At 66.3% G+C, this 24,362-nt stretch carries 19 protein-coding genes and 1 tRNA gene; 11 read left to right on the forward strand and 9 right to left on the reverse strand.

What is annotated here, in order from left to right; all coding sequences use genetic code 11:
- Nucleotides 1–52 precede the first annotated feature (52 nt).
- From garD to C8C96_RS09070, 5 genes are all read left to right on the forward strand, one after another.
- Complete coding sequence (garD, locus tag C8C96_RS09050; RefSeq protein ID WP_233584197.1) at nt 53–1,627, forward strand: galactarate dehydratase; 1,575 nt, start codon at nt 53–55, stop codon at nt 1,625–1,627.
- An 83-nt stretch (nt 1,628–1,710) separates the two neighbouring features.
- The gene (locus tag C8C96_RS09055) at nt 1,711–2,640 is read left to right on the forward strand and encodes a DMT family transporter (RefSeq protein ID WP_121942093.1); all 930 of its coding nucleotides are present in this window, start codon (nt 1,711–1,713) and stop codon (nt 2,638–2,640) included.
- Nucleotides 2,641–2,649: 9 nt separating this feature from the next.
- The gene (locus C8C96_RS09060; protein WP_121942094.1) at nt 2,650–3,762 is read left to right on the forward strand and encodes an aldose epimerase family protein; all 1,113 of its coding nucleotides are present in this window, start codon (nt 2,650–2,652) and stop codon (nt 3,760–3,762) included.
- Between the two features lie 76 nt (nt 3,763–3,838).
- Entirely contained in the window at nt 3,839–4,822 is a 984-nt protein-coding gene (locus tag C8C96_RS09065) for a catalase (protein ID WP_233584198.1), read from the forward strand.
- Between the two features lie 266 nt (nt 4,823–5,088).
- Nucleotides 5,089–6,612, forward strand: coding sequence for a DegQ family serine endoprotease (locus C8C96_RS09070; RefSeq protein ID WP_108496971.1), 1,524 nt, complete (start codon nt 5,089–5,091; stop codon nt 6,610–6,612).
- Nucleotides 6,613–6,663: 51 nt separating this feature from the next.
- Here the strand turns inward: C8C96_RS09070 and C8C96_RS09075 are convergent, their stop codons facing one another.
- Nucleotides 6,664–7,695 (reverse strand): ABC transporter substrate-binding protein, encoded by a 1,032-nt coding sequence (locus tag C8C96_RS09075; protein ID WP_167514365.1) that lies wholly within the window; start codon nt 7,693–7,695, stop codon nt 6,664–6,666.
- Between the two features lie 215 nt (nt 7,696–7,910).
- Here C8C96_RS09075 and C8C96_RS09080 point away from each other — a divergent pair, with 215 nt between their 5' ends.
- The 3 genes from C8C96_RS09080 (at nt 7,911) to C8C96_RS09090 (ending at nt 11,290) form a co-directional block, all read left to right on the forward strand.
- A complete protein-coding gene (locus C8C96_RS09080; protein ID WP_056066148.1) occupies nt 7,911–8,570 on the forward strand; it encodes a response regulator transcription factor in 660 nt (219 codons plus the stop codon).
- A gap of 124 nt (nt 8,571–8,694) precedes the next feature.
- Nucleotides 8,695–10,059: an ATP-binding protein gene (locus tag C8C96_RS09085; protein ID WP_121942097.1), complete on the forward strand. Its 1,365-nt coding sequence runs from the start codon at nt 8,695–8,697 to the stop codon at nt 10,057–10,059.
- Between the two features lie 238 nt (nt 10,060–10,297).
- Nucleotides 10,298–11,290, forward strand: coding sequence for a 2-dehydropantoate 2-reductase (locus C8C96_RS09090; protein WP_121942098.1), 993 nt, complete (start codon nt 10,298–10,300; stop codon nt 11,288–11,290).
- A gap of 40 nt (nt 11,291–11,330) precedes the next feature.
- Here C8C96_RS09090 and C8C96_RS09095 read toward each other — a convergent pair whose 3' ends face one another.
- Nucleotides 11,331–11,822 (reverse strand): Lrp/AsnC family transcriptional regulator, encoded by a 492-nt coding sequence (locus C8C96_RS09095; RefSeq protein ID WP_121942099.1) that lies wholly within the window; start codon nt 11,820–11,822, stop codon nt 11,331–11,333.
- A gap of 100 nt (nt 11,823–11,922) precedes the next feature.
- Here C8C96_RS09095 and C8C96_RS09100 point away from each other — a divergent pair, with 100 nt between their 5' ends.
- Complete coding sequence (locus C8C96_RS09100; protein WP_121942100.1) at nt 11,923–12,825, forward strand: EamA family transporter; 903 nt, start codon at nt 11,923–11,925, stop codon at nt 12,823–12,825.
- A gap of 24 nt (nt 12,826–12,849) precedes the next feature.
- On the opposite strand, the gene C8C96_RS09105 is transcribed toward C8C96_RS09100, so the two are convergent.
- Nucleotides 12,850–13,404 (reverse strand): hypothetical protein, encoded by a 555-nt coding sequence (locus C8C96_RS09105; RefSeq protein ID WP_233584199.1) that lies wholly within the window; start codon nt 13,402–13,404, stop codon nt 12,850–12,852.
- Between the two features lie 451 nt (nt 13,405–13,855).
- Here C8C96_RS09105 and C8C96_RS09110 point away from each other — a divergent pair, with 451 nt between their 5' ends.
- Nucleotides 13,856–14,251: a hypothetical protein gene (locus C8C96_RS09110; RefSeq protein WP_121943945.1), complete on the forward strand. Its 396-nt coding sequence runs from the start codon at nt 13,856–13,858 to the stop codon at nt 14,249–14,251.
- 265 nt (nt 14,252–14,516) lie between these two features.
- On the opposite strand, the gene C8C96_RS09115 is transcribed toward C8C96_RS09110, so the two are convergent.
- The 3 genes from C8C96_RS09115 to C8C96_RS24605 form a co-directional block, all read right to left on the reverse strand.
- Complete coding sequence (locus C8C96_RS09115) at nt 14,517–15,257, reverse strand: hypothetical protein (protein WP_121942102.1); 741 nt, start codon at nt 15,255–15,257, stop codon at nt 14,517–14,519.
- 201 nt (nt 15,258–15,458) lie between these two features.
- Nucleotides 15,459–16,448 carry a hypothetical protein gene (locus tag C8C96_RS24600; protein WP_147455656.1) on the reverse strand — a complete coding sequence of 330 codons (990 nt, stop codon included), beginning with the start codon at nt 16,446–16,448 and terminating at the stop codon, nt 15,459–15,461.
- Nucleotide 16,449: 1 nt separating this feature from the next.
- Nucleotides 16,450–17,055: a hypothetical protein gene (locus C8C96_RS24605; protein WP_147455657.1), complete on the reverse strand. Its 606-nt coding sequence runs from the start codon at nt 17,053–17,055 to the stop codon at nt 16,450–16,452.
- 273 nt (nt 17,056–17,328) lie between these two features.
- Between C8C96_RS24605 and C8C96_RS24610 the strand changes: the two genes are divergently transcribed.
- Nucleotides 17,329–17,577, forward strand: a complete 249-nt coding sequence (locus C8C96_RS24610; protein ID WP_147455658.1) for a hypothetical protein — start codon at nt 17,329–17,331, stop codon at nt 17,575–17,577.
- Between the two features lie 151 nt (nt 17,578–17,728).
- On the opposite strand, the gene C8C96_RS09125 is transcribed toward C8C96_RS24610, so the two are convergent.
- From C8C96_RS09125 to C8C96_RS09135, 3 genes are all read right to left on the reverse strand, one after another.
- Nucleotides 17,729–17,803: transfer RNA gene (locus tag C8C96_RS09125), tRNA-Arg, on the reverse strand.
- A 55-nt stretch (nt 17,804–17,858) separates the two neighbouring features.
- Nucleotides 17,859–22,283, reverse strand: coding sequence for a translocation/assembly module TamB domain-containing protein (locus C8C96_RS09130; protein WP_121942104.1), 4,425 nt, complete (start codon nt 22,281–22,283; stop codon nt 17,859–17,861).
- A complete protein-coding gene (locus tag C8C96_RS09135; protein ID WP_233584200.1) occupies nt 22,283–24,220 on the reverse strand; it encodes an autotransporter assembly complex family protein in 1,938 nt (645 codons plus the stop codon). The genes C8C96_RS09130 and C8C96_RS09135 overlap by 1 nt, the downstream gene beginning before the upstream one ends.
- Between the last annotated feature and the right edge of the window lie 142 nt (nt 24,221–24,362).

Consider the following 24,362-nt stretch of genomic DNA (forward strand, 5'->3'; position numbering starts at 1 on the left):
CTCGGCCACCGGGCAGATTGAAACCCGCGTACCTTGTGAATTGAACGGACCTATGCGACAAGCTCTCACCATCCGCATGCATGCCCAGGACAACGTCGCCATCGTCGCCAACGACGGTGGCCTGCCTGCGGGCACCCTGTTGCCAGACGGTGTGCCGGGCGCGGGCATCACGCTGCGCGACAAGGTGCCGCAGGGCCACAAGGTGGCGCTGGCGGACATCCCCGAAGGCGGCGTGGTGCGCCGCTACAACGTGCCCATCGGCTATGCGCTGAAAGACATCCCCGCAGGCAGCTGGGTGCATGAGCGCCTGCTGCAGATGCCCTCGGCCCGTGCGCTGGAGGGCTTGCCCATGGCCACCGTGAAGCCCCCGGTGCTTGAACCCCTGACGGGCTACACCTTCGAGGGCTACCGTAACGCTGATGGCTCGGTGGGCACGCGCAACATCCTGGCCATCACCACCACCGTGCAGTGTGTGGCCGGTGTGGTGGCGCAGGCCGTGCGCCGCATCAAGGCCGAGCTGCTGCCTTTGTACCCCCATGTGGACGATGTGATCGGCCTGGAGCACACCTACGGCTGCGGCGTGGCGATTGATGCGCCCGACGCCATCATCCCCATCCGCACGCTGCGCAACATCAGCCTCAACCCCAACTTTGGGGGCGAGGTCATGGTGGTCAGTCTGGGCTGCGAAAAGCTGCAGCCCGACCGGCTGCTGCCCCCGGGCAGCTTCCCCATCACCGACGAGCGCGACGCGGCGCTGGGCCCCGAGACGGTGTGCCTGCAGGCCGACGAGCATGTGGGCTTCATGTCCATGCTCGACCACATCGTGCAAAGCGCGCGCCCGCACCTGGAACGCCTGAACGCCCGCCGCCGCGAGACCATCCCCGCCAGCGAGCTGGTGCTGGGTGTGCAGTGCGGTGGCAGCGATGCGTTCTCGGGCGTCACCGCTAACCCGGCCGTGGGCTTCTGCGCCGACCTGCTGGTGCGCGCGGGCGCCACGGTGATGTTCAGCGAGAACACAGAAGTGCGCGACGCCGTTGAGCAGCTCACCAGCCGCGCAGCCACGCCCGAAGTGGCTGACGCTATCGTGCGGGAGCTGGGCTGGTACGACCGCTATCTGGACCGGGGCCGTGTGGACCGCGCGGCCAACACCACGCCGGGCAACAAGGCGGGCGGCTTATCGAACATCGCCGAGAAGGCCATGGGCTCCATCATCAAGAGCGGCACCGCGCCCATTGCGCATGTGCTGGCCCCGGGCGAGAAGCTGCGCCGCGACCAGCGCGGCCTGGTGTATGCCGCCACGCCCGCCAGCGACTTCATCTGCGGCACGTTGCAACTGGCTGCCGGCATGAACCTGCACGTGTTCACCACCGGCCGGGGCACACCCTACGGTCTGGCCGAGTGCCCTGTGGTCAAGGTGGCCACGCGCACTGATCTGGCGCGCCGCTGGCACGACCTGATGGACATCAACGCCGGCAAGATCGCCGATGGCGAGGCCACTATCGAACAGCTGGGCTGGGAGATGTTCCACCTGCTGCTCGACGTGGCCAGCGGTCGCAAGAAGACCTGGGCCGAGCAGTGGCAACTGCACAACGCGCTGGTGTTATTCAACCCCGCACCGGTAACCTGAAATTTGCGGGGCCACAGCCCCTTGTGTTCCCCCTTCAACAGCCCTTGCCTGCAAGGGCTGTTGTCCTTGAAAGACCGCATCTCATGGGGCATTCCCGATTTTCTGACCGCAAGGTCGTGGTGGCGCTGGCGCTGCTGTGCTGCCTGCTCTGGGGCAGCTCGTACCCCGCCATCAAGACCGGGTACGCCTGGTTCGGCATCGCCCGCAATGACATTCCTACGCAGCTCGTATTCGCAGGCTGGCGGTTTCTGGGCGCCGGGTTGATCCTGCTGGCCTGGGCTGTAGCAACGCGCAAGGTCATCTGGGGCCTGGGGCCCGGGGCCGGGCGCCAGTTGGTGGTGCTGGGCTTGGCGCAGACCACGCTGCAGTACGTGTTCTTCTACGTGGGCCTGGCACACACCACGGGCGTCAAGGGCTCCATCATGAATGCTACGGGCACGTTTTTCAGCGTGCTGCTGGCGCACTGGGTCTATCACAACGACCGCCTCAGCCATGCCAAGCTCTGGGGCTGCCTGGTGGGTTTTGCGGGCGTGATGGTCGTCAACCTGGGGCGTGGCACGCTGGACCTGGACTTCACGCTGCTGGGCGAGGGCTTCGTTGTCATCGCCGCCTTTGTGCTGGCCGCCGCCAGCATCTACGGCAAGCAGGTGTCGCAGCGCATGGATTCCGTCGTGATGACGGGCTGGCAGCTGGGCCTGGGCGGCGTGGCGTTGTTGGCCATTGGCTGGTCGCTGGGTGGTTCGCTCACGGGCTTCACCTGGGGCTCTGCGGTGCTGCTGGTGTACCTGGCGCTGCTGTCGTCGGCCGCGTTTTCGCTGTGGAGCATCCTGCTCAAGCACAACCGGGTGAGCCAGATCACGGTGTTCAACTTCACCGTACCGATCTTTGGCGCGGCGCTGTCGGCACTGTTTTTGGGCGAGGCGCTGTGGGAGTGGAAGAACCTGCTGGCCCTGGTGCTGGTGTGTGTGGGCATCTGGCTGGTCACGCGCGATACGGCCAGCGCCACCAAATAGACTCGGCCCATGGCTTTCATACTTTCCCGCGAAGCGTTTCAACACGCGCTGCACGGCCAGCGCACCGATCTTTTCACCCTGCGCAGCCCCGGCGGGCTGCAGGTGGCCGTGAGCAACTATGGCGCCCGCTTGGTGCAGGTGGCGGTCCCCGACGGGCAGGGCGGTCTGGCCGATGTGGCGCTGGGCTACGACAGCCTGCAGGGCTACCTGGACGGCCAGCTCTCCATGGGCGCGCTCATCGGCCGCTGGGCGGGGCGTCTGCGTGCGGGCATGCTGACCCTGCCGGATGGATCGCGCCAGCAACTGCCCACCAACAGCGGGCCCCACCATCACCACGGCGGCCCGCGCGGGAGCCGCTTCCAGGTGTTTGCGGTGGAACACGTGCAGGCTGATGCACTGACCCTGAGCCACACCTTCCGCACCGAGGACGACGGGGTGCCCGGCACGGTACGCCTGCAGCTCCACCTGCAGGTCACAGCCGACAACGCGCTGCACATGGCCTGGACGGCCGAGGTGCTCCATGCCCCCACGGTGCTCAACCTCACCGGGCATGCGTTCTTCAACCTGGCAGGCCAGGGCAGCACCCACGGCCACACCCTGCAGGTGCCCGCCAGCCGCTATGTGCCCCTGGCGGCCGATGTGTGCCCCACGGGCGCGCTGGCTGCGGTGCAGGGCACGCCCTTCGACTTCCGCCAAGCCCGTGCTGTGGCGGATGCCATCGCAACACCCCATGAGCAGCTGGCCCTGGCTGGCGGGCTGGACCACTACCTGGTGCTGGACGAACAGGCGGCACCCCTTGCCCCTCCGTCGTCATCCATCACGCCACCGGGCCTGCGCCTGGCCGCGCTGCTGAGTGAGCCCGTAAGCGGCCGCGCGATGGAGGTGTGGAGCACCGCGCCCGGCGTGCAGGTGTATGCGGGCCACGGCCTCAAGGCCGACCCCGCGCGGGACCGTGGGCGTGGAGTGGGGCAGGGCGGCTGGCTGTGGCAGCCGGGCGACGGTATCTGCCTGGAGCCCATGGAGTACCCGGATGCGCCCAACCACGCGGGCTTTCCGGTGCGCTGGTGGCTGCCGGGCGCAGTGGTGCGGGGCGCCATCGTGTACCGCTTCATCGGGGGCTGATGGCCGGTGGGCTGGCCTGGCAAGCCCGTGCCGCGCTACCATGCCGCCTGGCTTTTAACCGAGGTGGCTCATGCACATGTCCAACGCCCCCAGCACCGACTGGAAAGAAGTGGTGGCACCCGATGAAGCGCAGCGCTTTGCGGGCTATGCGCGCCAGTTTGCCGAGCTGCAGGCGCGCAAGTCGCAAAAATACGGCGCCGGGCGGGGGCTGCACCGCAAGCAGCTGACCGCCGCGTATGGCCGCCTGGAGGTGCTGGGCGATCTGCCCGCGTTTGCGGCCCAGGGCTTGTTCGCGCAGCCGGCGCAGCACGACGTGCGGGTGCGGCTGAGCAACGGCGGCATGGACAAGGCGGCGGACCACAAGCCCGACATCCGGGGCTTTGCGATCAGTGTGCGGGGAGTGCAGGGCGACTCTGCCTTGGGCAACGGGCCCGCAAAAAGCCAGGACTTCCTGCTCATCAACCAGGAAAAGTTCGCCTTCCCCCAGAGCGCAGAGTTTGTGGATTTTGTGGTCGCTGCGTCGCACGGCGGCGGCGCGCTGATCAAGTTCCTGGTGCAGCGCCATGGCTTGCTGGGTGCGGCCCGGCAGATCGCCAAGACGGTCAAGACCTTTGGGCGGCCCTTTGGGGGCTTTGCATCGCATGCCATGTTCAGCGCTGCGCCCATTGCCTGCGGGTCCTATGCCGTGCGTGTGCGCCTCGTGCCCCATGCATCCAACGGCGCGCCCGTCAGGCAGGTACAGCACGACTGGGATGCCGAATTCTCCGGCCGCCTGCGCCAGCAAGACCTGCAGTGGGACCTGCAGCTGCAGCCGTTCGTGGACGAGGCCACCACCCCGATTGAGGATGCCAGCGTGGACTGGCCCACGCCCTACACCACCGTGGCCCGGCTCACCCTGCCGCGGCAGGACCCTGCCGCCGATGCAGCCCTGGCCGCCGAGGTGGAGGCCGCCGTGTTCGACCCCTGGCAGGCGCTGGCTGCGCACCGGCCCCTGGGCGACGTGATGCGGGCCCGCAAGGTGGTGTATTTCGAAAGCCAGAAAGGCCGTGGCGCTGTGTGACTTGCGGGGTGCGGCGACCGGGCGCTTCGTGAGGAGGCCCCCACGGTACTCAGAAAAACAGTGAGGGTGTTGAATCCCGGTCTGAGAGCGGCTCACAAAACTCAGCGAAGCGGCCCTGGCTAGGCGTTTCGCCGCAGGCAGTACAAGCAGTACGACAAGGCGAGACAACGACGCCAGGGGAGTTTTGTTAGCCGCTCTAAGTTTCGTCTAAGTGTTGGTGCCCACACTGCCCTCCATCGCAACTCCGATTGGAAAGGCACCACACCATGAACACGACACCGCTCACCTCCACCCCCCGCCGCCTCATCCTGGCCCTGGTGGCCGCCGGTGCGGTGGGTGCGACGGGCGCAGGCCTCATCACCGGGCACCAGGCCCGCGCATTGACTCCGCCTCCCGCCCTCGTGGCCCAGACGCCCGCCGCCCCTGGCGGGGCCTTGCCCAGCTTCGCGCAGATCACCGCGCAAAACGGCCCTGCAGTGGTCAATATCAGCGTGACGGGCAGCACCAAGGCCGCTATGGCCGATGACGACGGCGAAGACGAAGGCCAGCCCGCCGCGCGCCAGGGCCGGGCGCCTCAGATGGACCCGAACGATCCGTTCTACCAGTTCTTCCGCCAGTTCGGTTTTCCGGGCGGCATGGGGCCACAGGCCCAGCCCAACGTACCCACGCACGGCCAGGGCTCCGGCTTCATCGTCAGCCCCGATGGCCTGGTGCTGACCAACGCCCATGTGGTCAAGGGTGCCAGCGAAGTCATCGTCAAGCTCACCGACCGCCGCGAGTTCCGCGCCAAGGTGCTGGGCTCTGACCCCAAGACCGACGTGGCCGTGCTCAAGATCGACGCCAAGAACCTGCCCACCGTGCGCCTGGGCAGCACACGCGACCTGCAGGTGGGTGAATGGGTGCTGGCCATCGGCTCGCCCTTTGGCTTTGAAAACAGCGTGACGGCGGGTGTGGTCAGCGCCAAGGGCCGCTCGCTGCCCGACGACAGCCTGGTGCCCTTCATCCAGACCGATGTGGCGGTGAACCCTGGCAATTCGGGCGGGCCTTTGTTCAATGCGCGCGGTGAAGTGGTCGGCATCAACTCGCAGATCTACAGCCGCTCGGGTGGCTACCAAGGGGTGTCGTTCTCCATCCCGATCGAGCTGGCGGCCAAGATCAAAGACCAGATTGTTGCCACCGGCAAGGTGCGCCACGCACAGCTGGGCGTGGCCGTGCAAGAGGTGAACCAGGCGTTTGCCGAGTCGTTCAACCTCGACAAGCCCGAAGGCGCGCTGGTGGCCAGCGTCAGCAAGGGCAGCCCCGCAGAGAAGGCCGGCCTGCAGGCGGGCGACGTGATCCGCCAGGTGGACGGCCAGCCCATCGTCGCCTCGGGCGACCTGCCCGCCTGGGTGGGCCAGGCGCAGCCGGGCCAACAGGCCAAGCTGTCGGTGTGGCGCCAGGGCAAGCCGCTGGAGCTGACGGCCACCCTGGGCGACGCCAGCGACAAGGCGATCAAGCAGGCGCGCAACGACGATGCCGTGGGCAAGGGCCAACTGGGCCTGTCATTGCGTCCGCTGGACCCGCAGGAGCGGCGCGCGGCAGGCCTCAATGAGGGCCTGGTCATCGAGCAGGCGCGCGGCCCCGCCGCTGCGGCCGGTGTGCAGCCGGGCGACGTGCTGCTGGCCATCAACGGCGCGCCCATCAAGGACATCACGCAGGTGCGTGCCGCCATGGCCAAGGCGGGCAAGTCAGTGGCGCTGCTGATTGAGCGCGACGGCGACAAGATCTTTGTGCCCGTGCGCCTGGGCTGATCCATGGCCTGCGCCTGCCGTCGGCTCTGTCCCTGCGGCAGGCGCTGCACATCAGCGCGGCAGCGCCTCCACTTCCTTGGTCCAGCGGTCGATCAGGCGCCGGCGCTCGGCGGCCTTGCCGTATTTCTCGAAGTCGTATTTGATAAGCTTCACGTTGTCCAGCGTCGGGATGCGCGGGTCCATCTTGAAGGTCTTGTTGGCGGGCACCTGGTAGCTGCCCACCTGGGCGCCCACGGCCTGGCCTTCGGGGCTCATCAGCCAGTCGTAGTACTTTTTGGCGTTGTCCATGTTGCGCGCGCCCTTGACCAGCGCAATGCCGCCCACCTCGTAGCTGGTGCCTTCACAAGGCGCCTGGGTTTTCACCGGGTACTTGTCGGCCTTCCATTTTTCAAAGTTGAACATGAAGGTGATGCCCACACCCACCTCGCCCTTGGCCACATTGGGCGCCTGTGCCTGGCCGCTGCGGGTGTAGGTGGTGGTGTTCTTGTGCAGGGCCTTGAGGTAGTCGAACGCCTTGTCTTCGCCCATCAGCTGCACCAGCCCCGCAATCACGGTGTAGGCCGTGCCGCTGGAGGCAGGGTGCGAGATTTCCACCTCGCCCTTGTAGGCAGGCTTGATCACGTCGGACCAGCACTGCGGCTCCGGCAGCTTTTTCTTCTTGAGCGTTTCGGTGTTGTAGCCAAAGCCGATAGCCGAGCTGTAAAAGCCCCCCACCTGGTGGCCCGACATGGCGTACTGGCGCACGCTCCAGCCGTGCAGGTCATGCAGATAGGCGGGGCGGTATTCGGCCAGCAGGCCTTGCTCCGCCGCCTGCAAGAAGGGGTCGCCCGTGCCGCCCCACCAGATGTCGGTCTTGGGGTTGTTGGCTTCGGCGCGCAGCTGCGCGGCGATCTCGCCGGTGCCCTTGTGGGCCTGGTTCACCTTGATGCCCGTCTTGCGGGTGAACTCCTTGGCGGCCGCTTCGCACCAGGGCGCGTCGGTGCTGCACAGCGCGTTGACCACGCCCTGGGCCTGGGCGCTAGTGGAAGCCAGTGCGGCCAGCGCAACGGCCGCAGCAACGTGGTGGAGAGGGGGAAATGCCATCGGAATCGCCATCGGTCTTGCTCCTTGTGTTTTGTGGTGGTGGCCCGGCCCCTGGGGCGGACGGTGTGCGCGTGGCGCTTTCATTGTGACAGTGATGTGTCAAATTTAAGTCGTTCTGGCAGCCCGGTGCTGCGCCAGCGCCCATGCCGCCGCTATCCTTGGCAGCCAGCCCATTTCCTGCACTCCTGACCGACCGACCTTTCTGCCCCCTTGCCATGCGCCTGCTGCTTGTTGAAGACGATTCCATGATCGGTGAAGCCGTGCTGGACCTGCTGCGCGCCGAGCAGTACGCGGTGGACTGGGCGCGCGATGGCGACGCGGCCGACACGGCCCTGCGCACCCAGGCGTATGACCTGGTGCTGCTGGACCTGGGCCTGCCCCAACGCGATGGTCTGACCGTGCTGCGCGACCTGCGCGCCCGCAAGAACCGTACCCCCGTGCTGGTGGCCACCGCGCGCGATGCCGTGGCGCAGCGCATCGAGGGGCTGGATGCCGGGGCCGACGACTACGTGCTCAAGCCCTATGACCTGGACGAGCTGCTGGCCCGCATCCGTGCCCTGCTGCGCCGCGCAGCGGGCCGTGCCGAGCCGGTGTACGAGCACCAGGGCGTGAGCATCAACCCCGCCACGCGCGAGGTGACGGTGCGCGGCACGCCCGTGGTGCTGTCGGGGCGCGAATGGGCGGTGCTGGAGCCGCTCATTGCGCGCCCCGGCATGGTGCTGTCGCGCCAGCAGCTGGAGGACAAACTCTACGGCTGGGGCGACGAGGTGAGCAGCAACGCGGTGGAGGTCTACATCCACGGCCTGCGCAAGAAGCTGGGGCCCGAGCTGGTGCTGAACGTGCGCGGGGTGGGCTACCTCGTGCCGAAGGCATGACCCCCCTGAGCGGCTTCGCCGCTTCCCTCCAAGGGGACGACAGCCTTTGCGGCGGGGCGGCCCTTGCTGGCTGCCCCCGCGCAATCTCCCGCCCTGAGCATGCGGCGGGGATGGATGGATAGAGATGAAGAACGTGCCAACCACCTCCTGGCGCAGCGCGCTGCAGTCCATGCTCCCGCGCTCGCTGCGCATGCGGCTGCTGATGTTTTTGCTGGCCGCCATCGTGCTGGCAGGCGCAGTGCAGGGCGCACTGGCCTACCGGGGCGCGCTGGACGAGGCCGATGCGCTGTTCGACTACCACATGCAGCAAACCGCGCTGGCCTTGCGCTCGGGCCTGCCGGTGGATGCCCAAGGCCTGGGCCCGGGCCTGGACCCCGAGGACGAAAACCACGAGTTCATCGTGCAGGTGTGGACCAACGAGGGCCTGCGCATTTTTGAATCCGCCGTGGGCGCCGCCCTGCCACAGATTGCCGTGCTGGGCTTCACCAACGTGCAGGCGCGCGGCGGCACCTACCGGGTGTTCTCGATGCAGACGCGCTCGCAAGTCATCCAGGTGGCGCAGAACATGGCTGCGCGGCGCGACATGGCCCGCAGCCTGGCGTTGCGCACGCTGGCGCCGCTGGCCATCATGGCGCCGCTCTTGGTGCTGGCCGTGTGGTGGGGCGTGAGCCGGTCGCTGGCCCCGGTGGAGCGCGTGCGCCGCCAGCTGGCAAAGCGCCAGGCCGACGACCTGTCGCCCGTGAGCGATGCACAACTGCCCGATGAGGTGCAGCCGCTGGTGAGCGAACTCAACCTGCTGTTCGAGCGCGTGCAGCACGCGTTCGAGGCGCAGCAGCACTTTGTGGCCGACGCCGCGCACGAGCTGCGCTCCCCCCTGGCCGCATTGCGCCTGCAACTGCAGGGCCTGCAACGTGCTGGCGACGACGCTGCGCGGGCGGCCGCCATCGAACGCCTGTCGGCCGGCATCGAGCGCGCCACGCGGCTGGTCGAGCAGCTGCTGACCCTGGCCCGGCAGGAGGCCAGCACGGCCGTCAACGATCCGGTGGACCTGCGCGCCACGGCGCAACTGGCACTGGCCGACGTGGCACCCGCTGCCCAGGCGCGCGGCATGGATGTGGGCCAGCTTGAATCGGACGCCGCCACCGTCACCGGCAATGCCGAGGCCCTGCGCATGCTGGCCCGCAATCTGCTGGACAACGCCATCAAATACAGCCCGCCCGGCGGCCAGGTGGACCTGCAGGTGCGCCGCGAGGGCGACCACGCCGTGCTCACCGTGGAAGACAGCGGCCCCGGCATCGCCCCCGAGCACCGCGAGCGGGCCATGCAGCGGTTTGTGCGCGTCACTGCCGATGGTGCGCCCGGCAGCGGTCTGGGTCTGGCCATCGTGCAGGCCATCGCCCAAGGCCATGGCGCCACCGTGGCGCTGGACAGCTCGGCGCGCCTGGGCGGCCTGCGGGTGACCGTGCGGTTTGCGGCTCCCAAGCCCTGAGCTGTGTGATGCCCTGTTTGCTATTAATTGCATAGCTGTTCAGGCATATTGCACTAGCGCTATCGGCTCAAAAGCCCTCAAAAGCCCTCAAAAGCACCCGCAGAGTGCTTCAAAGCGTCTCGTCACGTGCGCGCCACGCCGCCAGGGGCCTGCCCCGCACAATGCGGGGGTAGCGCGCAGGCTGTGCCGGTTCCTGGTCCGCCTGCGTCCACTTCCACCACCGTACACACGCATCGGCATGAACTTCATCGTTTTGGGCGCAGGCGCCATTGGTTGTTATGTGGGTGGGCGCCTGGCCGCGCATGGCCAGCCGGTGTGCCTGGTGGGGCGGCCGCATGCGCTGGAGCCCATCGCGCAGCACGGCCTGAAGGTCACCGACCTGGACGGCTTTGACCGCACCGTGCCCATGTCCGCGCTGCAACTGGCTGCCACGCTGGCCGACGCCGCGCCCGGTGCCGACAGCATCATCCTGCTGTGCGTCAAAAGCGGCGCCACCGAGTCTGCCGCGCGCGAGCTGGCGGCGACCTGTGCGCCCGGCACCCCGGTGATCTCGCTGCAAAACGGCGTGGACAACGTGGCCCGCATCGCTGCCTTGGCGCCCGGCCTGAACGTGCTGGCTGGCATGGTGCCCTACAACGTGGTGCTGCGCGGCGCGCAGGTGCACCGCGCCACCGCGGGCCATCTGCAGCTTCAGCGCGACGCGGTCACGGAGCGCATCGCGCCCCTGTTCAATGCCGCCGGCCTGGCCACCACGCTGCCGCCAGACATCCGCGCGGTGCAGTGGGGCAAGCTGCTGCTCAACCTCAACAACCCGGTCAATGCGCTGTCCAACCTGCCTCTGCGGCAAGAGCTGCTGGACCGCGACTGCCGCCGTGTTTTTGCTGCGCTGCAGACCGAGGCGCTGCGCGTGATGGCGCGCGCGGGCATCACCCCCGCCCAGGTCACCGCCGTGTCGCCCACACTGCTGCCCCATGTGCTGCGCCTGCCCAACTGGCTGTTCACACGACTGGCAAAGCGCATGCTGCAGATCGACGCCACGGCGCGCTCGTCGATGTGGGACGACCTGGAAGCCGGGCGCGTGACGGAGATCGACGCGCTGTGCGGCGCCGTGGTGCGGCTGGCGGCGCAACAGGGCATGGCGGCACCGCTCAATGCGCGCATGTGCGAGCTGCTGGGTGGCCCGCGCCAGCGCCTCACGGGCAGGCAGATGCGCCAGATGCTGGGTCTGTGAGTTGGGATTTGGGATTCGGGACTGGGGTTGTGACCGGTGATCAGGCAGCGGGTGCTGCGCTGTCCAGCGGCACGCGCAGCCCGGTCTTGAGGCTGGCCAGCGCCACCGAGGTCCGAAAGCGCTTGATGTTGTCGTCCCCGTCAAACAGCCGCCGCGTCAGCGCCTCGTAGTCCGCCATCGACGCCACGTTCACCACCAGCAGGTAGTCTGCCTCGCCCGTCACGCTGTAGCACTGCTGCACCGCGTCTTCCGCCGCAATGCGCGCGCGCAGCGGGGCGGTGCGGTCGGGGCGCTCGTTGTCCAGGTGCACCTCCAGCACGATGGTCAGCGGCTTGCCCACCTTCACCGGGTCCAGCACGGCCACGTTGGCGCGGATCACGCCGCTGTCCTTGAGCCGCTGAATGCGCCGCTGTACCGCAGGCGCCGACAGGTTCACCGCCTGCGCAATCGCGCGCTGGGGCGTGGTGTTGTCGGCCTGCAGGATGTCGAGGATCGCGAGGTCGAAGCGGTCAAGTGCTGCTGGGGTGGACATGGGGGTTCCTTGGAACGGGGTCTCAGGGTGAGCGAAAGTTGCGCGCAAGCCCCTAAATTCGAGCCAAAAGCACGCTGGGGTCGCACTATATTTTCAGCCCATGAGCGCTTCTCCTCTCCGTTCTCTTCTGCACCGGTTCTTTCCCTTCCTGGCCGTGCTGGGTTCCGTCACCGCATTGGGCATTGGCACCTCGTGGGCCAAGCACTGGCTGTTTCCGGTGGTCGGGGCGCAGGGCACCACCGCTGTGCGCGTGGGTTTTTCGGCGCTGCTGGTGCTGCTGCTGTGGCGGCCCTGGCGCTGGCACCTGTCGCGCGCCGACGCGCGGGCCGTCATGCTGTACGGCGCGGCGCTGGGCGGCATGAACCTCATGTTCTACATGTCGCTGCGCACCCTGCCGTTTGGCCTGGCGGTGGCCATCGAGTTCGCCGGGCCGCTGGCCGTGGCGATCTGGTCATCGCGCCGCGCGGTGGATTTTGTGTGGGTGGCGCTGGCCATCGCGGGCCTGGGCATGCTGCTGCCGCTGGGGCTTAACGGCAGCACGCTGGACCCGGTGGGCGTCTTCTACGCCCTGGGCGCGGCCGTGTTCTGGGGGCTTTACATCGTGTTCGGCAAGCGCGCCGGGCACCTGCACGCGGGGCATTCGGTATCGCTGGGCCTGCTGGTGGCCGCGCTGGTGGTAGTGCCGGTGGGCGTGGTGCATGCGGGCGCGGCGCTCTTGTCGCCCGCCGTGCTGCTCATTGGCGTGGCGGTGGCTGCGGTGTCCAGCGCCATCCCGATCTCGCTGGAGATGATGGCCCTGAAGCGCCTGCCCAAGGAGGCCTTCGGCATCATGATCAGCATGGAGCCTGCGGTGGCTGCACTGGTGGCCATGGCGCTGCTGGGCGAGCACCTGAGCGTGGTGCAGTGGCTGGCCATTGGCTGCATCATGGCCGCGTCGATGGGCAGTGCCATGACTGCTGCCCGGCCCGCTGCTGCAGACCGCGCGGCACCGCAGGCGGCCTGACCGGCGGCTATGGCGGGGTAGGCCTTACCGCACGGCGGCCCTTGCGCTGCACGATTCCAATACGCGTGTGATGAGGTGGGGATATCCCGCCTCGGTCTGCGTCAGCAACGGCAGGCCTGTGTCGTGCACGGCACGGTCCACTGCGTCGGACCAGGGGGGCGTACCGGGCTCCGCCTGCACGCGGGCCTTGGCACCCAGCACCAGTTCTTGTCCCCAGAAGTAGACCTGCGCGGCGCGCACATTGGCCTGCATGCGCTGCACCTCGGCCAGCGCTTGCGGCTCGGCCAGGTGCAGCCAGATGTCGGCATACAGAAAATCCACGGGCGCGCCCGGGGGCTGCCACTGCAGCGCATCGGCCTGCACCAGCTCCACCTTGGCTGCAGCGGACTGTGGCAGTCCCTCCAGCACCCGGCAGCGGCGAAACAGCTCCAGCACGTCGCCATCCCGCTCCACCACGGTCACTCGGTTCACCGAGGGTTGCAGCGCCATGTTGGCAGCGACCCAGCCCATGCCCAGGCCCATTACTACCGTGTGGCCTCGTGCATGGTGACAGGCCAGCTCCTGGCTTTCAACTTCCATTGGTGACAGTGACATCCAGGTTTCCCATCTGCCCTCGGGGCTCTGGCGCAGGAGCAGCGTCGAGCCGGATGTGACACATGGGCCGCTGTAATAACCACGGTCCATCCCCACCCCCATGCGCTTCATCTGCCACGGTCCCACGGCACCGTCGGGGTACTGTGGCATGTGCCATTGGGGCGCAAAGACAGGAACCCCCAGCGCCTGTGCCAGTGCGGTGGCGGATGGCTGGGGGGAAAAGGGTAGGGACGGGGGATTCAGTGATGCCAGCATGGGCTCGATCTTAGGCGGGGAGCGCCGCGTTCATTGGAACATCTGCATCTCTTCCAGGGCACTGGGCATTGTCCGACAGTCTCACGGTCCACAAGATGGCGTCGGTGGCGGGGAGCGGCGAATACAAAAGACAGTGATGAGACCGCTCGTGTTTCATCACTCAATGTCCAAGGAGCCGATCATGATTTCATCCACCATCCATTCCGCTGCGACCGCCACACCGGTGGACGAAGACCTGGCCGAGCAAGCACGCCCCGGCTACGGCATCCCATCGCAAGACCCCCGGACCGGCGCACAGACCGCGTTGGAGCCTGAAGACGCAGAGCGCGAAGCCCACTCCGCCTTGATGGGCGGCGGCATGATGGCTGGCGCCGCAGCCGGCGCCGCCGTGGGCGTGGCCGTCGCGGGCCCGGTGGGGGTGGTGGTTGGGGGCACTTTGGGCGGCATCGCCGGTGCGCTGGGTGGTGCCGCAGCGGGCACCCTGGTCAGCCCGGATGATCCTTCGGCCGATGCTGTGGCCACAGAACACCTTGCGCTGCCCCCGCGAGGGCCGGAAGGCAGGACAGACCCGAAGTAGGGTGTGCGGGGCTCACTACAGGCTGACTGGTGCAGCGTACGTAGTGTGTGAGTCTGCTTCAAATTTGATAGCTGCCAGCGCATATTGCACTAGCGCTTGCCGCCATTTTGGCTGTGAATTTGGTCCCATTGACTGGAATCGAACCCAAAAGCGCCCGGACGTGGCTGACTTTGGCTGAATCTTTTCCTTTGGGGGCCAAAAACCATGCAGCCAATTTCGGCTTCGTTCTGTTTCCCTATCCCGATACTCGTCCCGAACCGTTTCGCTAACTGATGGTTGGAGCGGATCCGAAAGTGGTGTGCGGAACGGGTGGAGCTTGCTCTGCTCTGGAAGCACCAGCTGACCACAGTGCTACGCCTCCAAATAGCAGAAGAATTACCAGGGTTATTCCCCCAGCAATCAAGGACCAGCGCTTAGTGGTCTGGTAGGCCTTTTCTCCTCGCTTAACCGCCTCCCATTCCGTTTTGAGAATGTCCCGTGCGAAGCCTGTAAGTTCGGAAATCGCTACTCGAATTGCGCCTACCAATTGTTGTCTTGCCGCTCTTCCATCAGGCGCATCAGTCTTGGACAAACGCTCCAGAAGTTCACTGATGTGATCGAGCTTGTGCTCAACGCGGGCAAAGCTCAAGTCGTTGGGTTTGAAGTGCAACCGCGTCAACGCGTATGCGGTGTGTAGTTCTTCGGTTAAGCGTGCTATCGAGCCGGTCAGTTCCGTGTGTACCTTGATGTTGTAGTCTTTGGCATCCTTTTCCTTATCCGTCCCTAGTTGGTCCAACTTGTGCAGCAGGTTCGCAGTCTCTGTGTATCGGACCTGAGTGCTCGTCAAAAGCTCAATCTTCGCCAGCAGGGTCGCAAAAGAGGTGCGAAGCGAGTCTGTCCATGCTTGGCGGTAGTCGGTCGTTTTGCTCTCCTTGTCATTTACAAGACGAACGACGCTCATCGCTGCAGTTATGAAACCGATCAGTGCGGTGATAAAGGCGGCGAGCAGGTACTTATCTGTGGGCACGGGTGACCTCCAAATTGCAACCGTATGTTAGTCGCTGTATGTCTGCTCCACTAAGGTGTCCAGGTTGCAGCGCTCTGCCCCTTAGTCGGCGCCCTGATTCCACCGGCTGTACACGCGAAAAAACATCTTGGGCGAGTGGCCAATTTGCATGGCCACCCTTAGATGTCCTTCACCCGCTCCAAGCTCAGAATCAAAAGAGTTTTACTCAAACAGTCGCTGAGCTTTGCCAGTGGCCGAATAGTCAGCAAGATTGGACAATCGACGGAAGTAGGCAAGCAGAATTTTGACCGCCCCGAGGGGGTCGGAGTTGCTAAAAGCGACAATATCTTGCACATGTCCACCTAAGCCGAATGCAACCGACAGTCTCTGCACGAAATCCATAAGGCGGGTTTCATCCTGCGCAAGTAAATCTAAGTCATCTTTCGCTTTACCAAGCCATCCTTTAACTCTCAAAAACGCCCTAGCTTCCTTGTATGCATCCTGCGCGACTGATTCCGGAGAGTTAAGATCATCAACAAATGACCTAATCAGCGTTGCAACATCTCCATCCATACGTAGCTGAATATCACCAGGCGATGCATATTTAATACTCTTAATTTCAGTTCTGTCATTTGCTGGAATTAGTTTGTACAGATCATCGAAAAAGTTGACTGCACTAAAGCCCCCTCGCCAAGGGTACCTTCTAAACAATGCGCCCATTTTTTGCTTTGTGGAAGCGGGGCCCTTGCCTGCAAGCGCGTAGACAAATGCATAGGAATCCTGCACTAAGTCAGAAAAACGTCGCATGTCCTCAATGTCCCAGCGGCCATCGATACTGACGGTTCTAATTGCTAGCGAATTAATAGATTGTTGTGGGATAAACATTCCACTATCGGGTAGAAATTCCTCTGCAATTTCATCTTCGGGACTTGCAGTTGCCTCTTCACCAATATTGGCCCAACATTCGCTAAAAAGCGGACTTCCAAGTCTTAGCCTAGTTACCAAATAACGCACATCGATGCGTTGTTGATAAAGTAGTTCAAGGTCAATAGCCCTTACTCGCACAAAATAGAACAAGTACGCATGTTCACCATCTCCATAGTTGACGCCAACATATGGTTGCGCTTTTGAATCCTCAGCGTAGATAACGAGAGGAGCGTCGTAAGTTAGTAGCGTCCTTTGCACGCAAAGGGTTTTTCGACGTTTTGCCATACTAAAGCACCTGCACAGGGCCAATATGCCCGAGGATATTTACAGTGCTAAAAGGCCACCAGTTAACGTGCTCGGGTTTGTCTTGATCCCAAATTCCCAGAGTTGTGCAGCAAGTAACCTCGACTGCATGGGTAAATCCGGCTCGCTTGAGCCTTGGTGACTTAGCTGCGGCACGACAAATCGTGAGACTGGTCATCAACGAGACCGCTTTTGCCCCACACATATCGGGAAAATTTCGCTCAGGGAATTTTAAATACTGAGAATCGAAATCCCGGTCAGTTACACGCTGCTGTTGTAGTAAACGCCAAAGCTTCGATTCTGTGGGATGGCGGGCGTTCTGTGGTGGACAACTTTCCGGCAACTGTTCTCTATACGTCATTGCCCCTCCGTGGCATGCGAAATTTTTTGAACTGATTGTGAGGCTGTGGTGCCTTGCGAGCAACCATTTATTACATTTATCGAGTGTGCGGAGTTGGCTGTAGATGTCCCCGTCGCCGGCAAGTGGGGCGAAAACGGGGCAAAAGCCTTCTAAATCGCGGCATCGTTTGGTTGGGTGCTCTCGTTCCACCGTACCTTGATGTACTTCTCCGTTGTTGTTTTGCAGCATTGCTACATAGCAGATGAATTCGTTTGATCGGTATGTCGGCGAGCCAAATGGGAGCGGCCCCGTTTACCCTTTTAATCTTGAAGTCCAACGGGTGGGATGTTGTTCAAAGCGCTTGCTATACGTGCAGCGTTTGCCTTGATGACGGTACTAGTCAACGTTGACAAAATTCCGGAGCACGTGAAGGTCTCGCTCGGCCACATGTCTACATGCTGCTGTAACGGGATGATCCATATTCCTATCGCCACTCGCGCCAACAGTTCCAGAAGTTCTGTCATGGCAATCCGACAGGCCGCGAATGCTGCTCAGGGGAGTTTTGAAGTTCTTGGCCACCTTGTCCATGGACTGTGTGACTTGACCGGGAGAGGCGTCGAAGGTGGAGGCATTCCGCTGGCCAGCAGCATGAACTCTTTCAGCTTGCTGGAGCATCCGGTTTCGATCAGCACTTGCATGTATATGGGACACGGCACACAAAACGTCACCCATCCGTTGCAAAGAAAAAGGCCGCTGCTATTGTTTAAATAGCTGCGGCTTCTTTTGCCTTGAGGCTTTGATTTGGTGGGTTCTGAGGGACCCGAACACTCGGCCTACGGATTAACAGACCGCTTCCCGATCTCCTAGCTTGTCCCGTGTTTGTCCCGATTTTTTTCAAATCTCTTTGAAATCAATGGGTTACTGGTCCCCTCGACAGGAATCGAACCTGTATCTAGCGCTTAGGAGGCACTCGTTCTATCCATTGAACTACGAGGAGGCAAGGCAGCCGAGCATTGTAGTGGCGTGCGGCTGCCTCTCTGGCCGTCTGGACCTCAGTCGTATTTCACGGTGTAGATGATGTCCACCGCACTTTTCTCGCCGGTTTGCCCGCGCAGGGTGAGGCGGCGCGAGAGGTCGTAGAAGATGTACAGCGTGCCCAGCGTGCCCGACAGGCTGCGCTCATACGTCACGTACAGGTCTTTGGACAGGCGCTTGCCGAAGGTGAGGGCGGCGGCGCTGGCGTCCTCACCCGTGGTGGCGCCGCGAAAGCCGATTTCGTCCAGGCCCAGGCGGCTGGCGGCGTTGGCCGTGGGGCTTTGGCCGCCGTTGCGGCCCAGCAGCGCCAAAGCGGCCTGTTGCAGCACGGCCGCTTCGGCGCCTCCGGCCGAGGCATTGCGGCCCAGCACCACCCAGGACAGCTTTTCGGCATCGGGCAGTTCAGGGTCGGAATACAGCGTGACGCGTGGCGCCTGCGCGCTGCCGGTGACCTGCACGCCCGCGCGCACGCTGATGTTGGGGCGCAGCGCCAGGATGTCGAGCGAGGGGTTGTTGTACGGGCCGTTGAAGCGGATGAGGCCTGTCTCCACGTCCAGCATCTGGCCCCAGGCGCGGTAGCGGCCCTGGTCGGTGCGTACTTCGCCGGTCACGCGCGGCGGGGCGCCGGGCACGGCGCTGCTGCGGATGTCCACCTCGCCCGTCAGCCGGGTGGTGATGCCCTGGCCTTGCAGCGCAAAGTCGCGCCCCAGGTTGAGGGTGACGGCGATGTCGGGCGGCTTGGCGGTCTCTGCCTGCGCGGCCACCTGGTTGGCCTTGGCCGCGGCCTGGGCCTTGGCCTGGTCTTCGCGGTCCTTGGCGGCGGAGCGCACGACCACGTCCGAGCCCAGTCGCGGTGCGGATTCATCGGGCAGGATGATGGTGGCGCGGTCGGTGGTGAGCTTGCCGCGCAGGCTGATCTGGCCCTGCTGCAACTGGGCCTGCAACTGGCCCGACACGCTGACCTGGCGGTCGGCCCGCACCAGCACTTGCAGGGCCTTGGCCTCGGCCTGCAGGGACATGGTGATGCCCGACAGGCCGGTGGCTGCCGTGGCGCTGTCGCCCCAGGCCACGCGGCCGGTGGCGGTCAGCGTGCCGCCATCTTGTGATGCGGCCGTGCGGTTGCCGCTGAAGCCTGCGATGCGTGCGCTGCTGCCGCGCCCGCCTTGCAAGCGGAACTCTGTGATGTTGAGCTGGTTGCCCTGCAGCGTGGCGCGCAGGCGGCCGCCTTGCAGGTCCACGCCGTCCACCACCGATCTCACTGCCATGTCGTCTGCGCCCAGGGTGCCTGCCCAGCGCGGCGCATCGCGCGTGCCCGACAAGGTGGCGCTGGCATCCAGCGTGCCGCGTACACGCCAGCCGGGCGGCGCCAGCGCAGACCACACGCCCACGTCGGGCAGGCGGGCGCGCAAGGTGCCGGCCAGTGGTGCGTCGGCAGGCCAGGTGATGGGGGCATCGGTGTTGGCAGCGGACAGGCGTGTGCTGGCGGTGGCGTCGATCTCGCCCGCGCGGTCGCTGGCCCAGAGCAGGCGCGCACGCAGCGTGTCGCCTTCGGCGGTGAGCGTGATTTCTGCCTGGCGCACACCGGCGAGCGCGCCTGGGGCGCTCGATGCGCTTGCCGAGCTTGCTGCACCTGCTGTACCTCCAGGCGGCGTGGCCGTGGTCGCCAGCACGGTGGTGGCGCCTGCACCGGTGCCCTGGCCGCTGCTTTGCACCGCTGTGACGGCCGTGGCATCGCCCGCCAGGATACGCAGGTCGCCACTGGCACGGCGCAGGCTGGCGCTGGCGCGCAGGGCGTCGCCCGTGGTGTCTACACTCCATTGCCCGTCGAGCACGATGTTGCTGGCCAGGCCCATGCGCGCAAGCAACGGCTGCGCGGGCCGGCCTGCGGTGGCGGGCGTCTCGCCCAGGCCCAGCGCATCCACCCAGGCCATGGGCAGGCCCTGCAGCGTGCCCTGCGTTTGCAAGCGCGAGAGGGTGTTGGGTGCCGTGGCGGCAGACCATTGCACCGGCGACCAGCGCAGGGTGACGGTGCCCGGCAAGGGACCGGTGATGCGGGCCTGACCGGCCGATGCCTGCAGGCTGAGGGATGTGGTGGTGGGTGGTGGTGCCGTACGCCCGCTGGCCGGTGACGGGGGGGCGCTGGGGGTTGAGGCGCCGGTGCGCACGGTCAGGCCCAGGGGCTCTGCCAGTTGCAGCATCCACGGCCCGGGGCGCTGTGCGGCCTGGGCTTGCAGGCGCAGCTCGCTGACCTGCAACTGCCATTGCCCGGCACCCACCATCGTGCTGGCAAGGCGGGTCTGTACCGCCGCCTGCGCGGCCTGGGGGCCTGGTGTGCGGACCTCGCCGGTTAGCGCCAGAGAGGCCTGCGCCAGGTTGCCGCCCAGTTCGGCCTTGAAGGCGCGCAGTTGCAGGGCTTGCCCGGCGGAGGTGCCGCCGCTGGCGTTGGTGCCCGCCGGCAGCGTCAGGTCCAGCTGGGGGGTGTTCAGCGTGGCTTGCAGATCAAAACCGTCGGGGTTGCGGGCGGCTGCGCTGTGGGCGGTGGCAGTCTGAAGTTGCTCCGTCAACGTCTGCCAGCCGCCCTTCCAGCGCGCGGTGATCTGTGCGGTGCCCTGCGCGCTGGCCCCCTGCAGTGCGCGCTGCATGGCGGTGCCCACCACCGGCAGGCCCGCCAGCCAGCGCTGGGTGAGCGCTGCGTCGGCCCACTGCACCTGCAGGTCGCCCGCGCCGCTGCGCGGGGCCAGCGTGCCTTGTGCCTGTGCAGTGGCGCCGGGCACAGCCAGGGTGACCTTGCCTTGTGCGGACTGCGTGCCCAGTGCGACCTGCAGCCCGGTGGCTTCCACTCGGGCCTGCAGTGCGTCCAGCAGCAGGCGGTCCAGCCGCACCGTGCCGCCGTCGGTAGCCTGCCAGGTGCCCTGGGTGCTGAAAGTGTTGATACGCAGCGGTGCACCCGCTGCCGCCGGGGTCTTTGTGGTTGCCGCGCGCGCAGCCGTGCCGGTGTCTGCCCGCACATCGGCACTGAAGCGCACGGCCTCTCCTTGCGTTTGCGCGGTGACGCGGCCGGAGAGCGGGGCGGCGGCCAGCAGCGTGTGCAGGGCGTCGGGGCGCAGCGCGCGCAGGGTGGCCTGGCCCTCCAGCGCGTGGGTGGCGGGGGTGTAGTGGCCCTGCGCGGTGATGCTGCCCGTGCCCGCTTGCAGGCTGGCGCTGGGCACGGTCCAGCGGGTGCCGTCGTAGTTTGCGCTGGCGTCCAACGCGGTCAGGGGCAGGCGGGTGGTGTCCCAGGGGCCGGGCAGGTCGTTGCGCATCGCGGCTTGCAGGCTCCAGCCTGCTGCGCCTGCCGCGCCTGCGCCGCCGGATGTGGGCCCGGCTTGCAGCGTGCCGTGCAGCTGCGTGACCGGTGCCTGCGGCCACAGGGCTGCCAAGTTGACGGCGCGTAACGTGGCGTTGGCGGACTGCAGGGGTTGCTGCGCCCAGGGTGCCAGCGTGGCGGCCAGATCGGCCTGCATGGGGTCGGCGGCGGGCGCAGGGGTTGTGCGTAGGGTAGGAGGTTTTGATGCGCCTGGTTTGCTGGCGGGCGCGGCTGTGGGTGGTGTGGCGGCTTCACTGGTCGGCGTGGGCTTCAGGCGTGCCTGCAGTTGCAGCTGGGCGGCGGCGGTGGCCAGCGTGCCCTGCAGCGTGGCGTGGGCGCCCACCTGCAGCGCGGCACCACCCCCGGGCGCGGCGGTGCGCACGGTGCCGTCCACTGTGGCGTCCAGCGCCATGGGGGCCTGTGCGTCCAGCGTGGCGCGGGCGCTGTACTGGCCCTGGGCCAGCTCCACCACGCCGATGGTCAGGCGGTGCTGGCGGCCATCAAACCGGTAGTCGCCCACCAGGCCCTGGGCTTCCACGGCGGGTGACCCGGCCCACACAAGCTGGTCGACCCGGAACGGCACGCCCAGCTGCAGCGGCAGCGCCAGGCTGGTAGGGGGCGTGGGGGGGGGCTCGGGTGTGTCAGTGGTTTTGGGCTGGGGGGTGATCGCCACGCGGGCGGCATGCACCTCGCCCAGCTCCAGGCGGCGCTGCAGCAAGGGGGCCAGCTGCCAGCCCAGGCGGATGTCGGTTACTTCCACCGCCAGGGTGGGGCTGCTCCAGCGCAGCCAGCCAATGCGCCCGCCGCTGCGCAGCGAGCCGCTGACATCGCGGCTCTCCAGCTGCTGGTTGGCGGGCAGGTATTGCGCCGCGCGGGCCAGCGTGGTGGCCAGTGATGTGCCGCTGCCCGCCCACCACCACAGCAGCGCGCTGGCCGCCAGCAACAAGACCAGTAGCGTTGCCAGCAGCCACCCCACGGCCCGCAGCCAGCGCGGCGTGCGAGGGGGCTGATGGCGGGGTGCCGACGAGGACCCGGCGCTGAAGTCCGACGCGCGGCCGCGCGGCTTGGGAGTGTGGGGGGCGTCGCTCATCGTCATCAGAAGCTGAACCCCAGGCGCAGGTGCAGCCGCACCTCTTTGGTCTTGATGCCGTAGGCCAGGTCGGCCTGCAGCGGGCCCACGGGGCTGCGCCAGCGCACGCCGGCACCCACGCCCACGCGCGGGCTCAGGTCACCCACCTTGTCGGCCACGGCACCGGCATCCACAAACAGCGTGCTTTCCCAGTCGGTCATGGCACCCTGGTAGACGATGGGGCGCTGCCATTCCACGCTGCCCACGGCCAGGTAGCGGCCCCCGTACAGCTGGCCGTTGTCGGTGCGCGCGCCGATGCTGCGGTAGCCGTAGCCGCGCACCGTGGTGTCGCCGCCCGTCACGAACAGCTGCGTGACGGGGATCTGCGCGCCCTCGCGCGCCAGCACCGCGCCGGCCTCGGCCCGCAGGGCCACTCGGGCATTGCGGCCGATGCCTGAGTCGTCCTGCACGCGCCCTGCGGGGATGAAGGACTGCCACCGCACCAGGGTGCGCACAAACGGGTCGCGCTCGGGTCGCAGCGTGGTGCCCAGACCCAGCTCCACCGCCAGGCCGTGGCCGCGCGTGGGGGCGGTCAGGCTGTTGAAGTAGCGGCCTGTCCACCCGTAGTTGATGCTCAGGGCGGTGCTGGTGTCGGAGGGCGACCGCGTGTTGTCAGTCAGGCCCTGGCTGTGGGCGTAGTCGTACTGCAGAAAGTAATTGCGGTCGATGGATTTGGTGCTTTTGCTGCGGCCTGCGCGCAAGCGGCCGCTGTTCACGTCGTAGTCGCCCGTGGCCTCGCGCAGCAACTGGCCGCCCGCAAACCAGCGCCAGCCGTTGTCGCTGGGCAGGTCCGTCCATTCGGTGTTGGCGAGCTTGGTTTCGCGGTCGAGCGCGAGTTTGGTCACCGCGCGCCAGCCAAGGACGGGCATCTGGTTGTGGATGTGTTCCAGGGACAGGCGCGCGCCGCTGTCGGTCGAGAAGCCCGGGCCAAAGACCAGCTTTTGCATCGGGGCCTCACGCACCTGGGCCACGACGGGGGCGGCCTGCGGGTCGGTGCCTTCGGTGTCGAGGGTGAGGAACACGGCGTCGTAGTAGCCGCTGCTGGCCAGGCGCAACTGGGCGTCCAGCATGTCGGCTTCGTCATACACGGCGCCCGTGGGCAGTCGTGCCAGTCGCCGCGCACCATCGCTGTCGTAGCGCTGGCTGCCTTGCACGCGCAAGGGGCCGAAGCGGTAGGCCGGGCCAGGGTCGTAGCTCACGCCCAGCTGGGCTTCGTGCCGGTCGGCATCGATCTCGGCCCGGCTGTTGGCGATGCGGGCCGTGGGGTAGCGCCGGGCCTGCAGCTGGCGCAGCCCGTCGGTCTTGGCGCTGTCCCAGGCCGACTGGGTAAAGGGCTGGCCGGGGGCGAGGGACCAGTTGCGCTGCAGGCGTTGCTGCCGTCGCGCCAGGTTGTCTTTGTCGGCATCGTCGGTGCCCGCCACGGAGATGTCGGCACGGGCAATGCGGGTTTGGGGGCCGGGCTCCACGGTGACAGTGACGGTGCGGGGCGCGCCCTTGCGGGTACCGGCGGTTTCCTGGGCCTCCGTCAGCTCCACGGTGATGGTGGGCGCGAAGTAGCCCAGGGTGCCCAGCAGTTCCCGCGCATTGGCATCAGTGGCGCCCAGCAGGCGCTGCAGCTCGTTGGCCTGCAGGTCGGGCAGCTGGCGAAAGCGCTGCAGCTCCAGGTGGCGCTCCAGCGTCTCGCGCACCGTGTCGGGGGCGCGCACCACCACGTCAAACGACGCCGCGCTATCGCTGGCGGCGGTGCTGGCCATGTCGCTGCGCGTGTCACCGGTCGTGGGCTCGTCGGCCCGTGGCAGCAGGCTGCAGCCACTCAGGCACAGTGCGCCGGAAAGCAGCAACGCCGACCACAGGGCCGGCGTTGGGGTGGTAGCGGTGGCGGAGCGCAAAACGCGGAGAGGCACGGCGCGGAAGGATATGTCAGGGAGGTCGTATGGGGGTGGCGGACAAGCCTGCCAGCCTGTCCCATTCATCCCCGACTATGCCCTGAAACTGCAGCGCTCCCTGTCGGACAGATGCTCACAAGGCATCTGACCCCGGTACCGC

This window comes from Acidovorax sp. 100, assembly GCF_003688355.1.
Lineage (GTDB): Bacteria > Pseudomonadota > Gammaproteobacteria > Burkholderiales > Burkholderiaceae_C > Acidovorax > Acidovorax delafieldii.

Coding starts and splice junctions, on each gene's coding strand:
- C8C96_RS09075 (WP_167514365.1), bottom strand. CDS start 7,695: ATGGCATTTCCCCCTCTCCACCACGTTGCTGCGGCCGTTGCGCTGGCC.
- C8C96_RS24600 (WP_147455656.1), bottom strand. CDS start 16,448: ATGGCAAAACGTCGAAAAACCCTTTGCGTGCAAAGGACGCTACTAACT.
- C8C96_RS09105 (WP_233584199.1), bottom strand. CDS start 13,404: ATGGAAGTTGAAAGCCAGGAGCTGGCCTGTCACCATGCACGAGGCCAC.
- C8C96_RS09110 (WP_121943945.1), top strand. CDS start 13,856: ATGATTTCATCCACCATCCATTCCGCTGCGACCGCCACACCGGTGGAC.
- C8C96_RS09095 (WP_121942099.1), bottom strand. CDS start 11,822: ATGTCCACCCCAGCAGCACTTGACCGCTTCGACCTCGCGATCCTCGAC.
- C8C96_RS09055 (WP_121942093.1), top strand. CDS start 1,711: ATGGGGCATTCCCGATTTTCTGACCGCAAGGTCGTGGTGGCGCTGGCG.
- C8C96_RS09090 (WP_121942098.1), top strand. CDS start 10,298: ATGAACTTCATCGTTTTGGGCGCAGGCGCCATTGGTTGTTATGTGGGT.
- garD (WP_233584197.1), top strand. CDS start 53: ATGCGACAAGCTCTCACCATCCGCATGCATGCCCAGGACAACGTCGCC.
- C8C96_RS09060 (WP_121942094.1), top strand. CDS start 2,650: ATGGCTTTCATACTTTCCCGCGAAGCGTTTCAACACGCGCTGCACGGC.
- C8C96_RS24610 (WP_147455658.1), top strand. CDS start 17,329: ATGGCAATCCGACAGGCCGCGAATGCTGCTCAGGGGAGTTTTGAAGTT.
- C8C96_RS09080 (WP_056066148.1), top strand. CDS start 7,911: ATGCGCCTGCTGCTTGTTGAAGACGATTCCATGATCGGTGAAGCCGTG.
- C8C96_RS09070 (WP_108496971.1), top strand. CDS start 5,089: ATGAACACGACACCGCTCACCTCCACCCCCCGCCGCCTCATCCTGGCC.
- C8C96_RS09100 (WP_121942100.1), top strand. CDS start 11,923: ATGAGCGCTTCTCCTCTCCGTTCTCTTCTGCACCGGTTCTTTCCCTTC.
- C8C96_RS09085 (WP_121942097.1), top strand. CDS start 8,695: ATGAAGAACGTGCCAACCACCTCCTGGCGCAGCGCGCTGCAGTCCATG.
- C8C96_RS09130 (WP_121942104.1), bottom strand. CDS start 22,283: ATGACGATGAGCGACGCCCCCCACACTCCCAAGCCGCGCGGCCGCGCG.
- C8C96_RS24605 (WP_147455657.1), bottom strand. CDS start 17,055: ATGCTGCAAAACAACAACGGAGAAGTACATCAAGGTACGGTGGAACGA.
- C8C96_RS09065 (WP_233584198.1), top strand. CDS start 3,839: ATGTCCAACGCCCCCAGCACCGACTGGAAAGAAGTGGTGGCACCCGAT.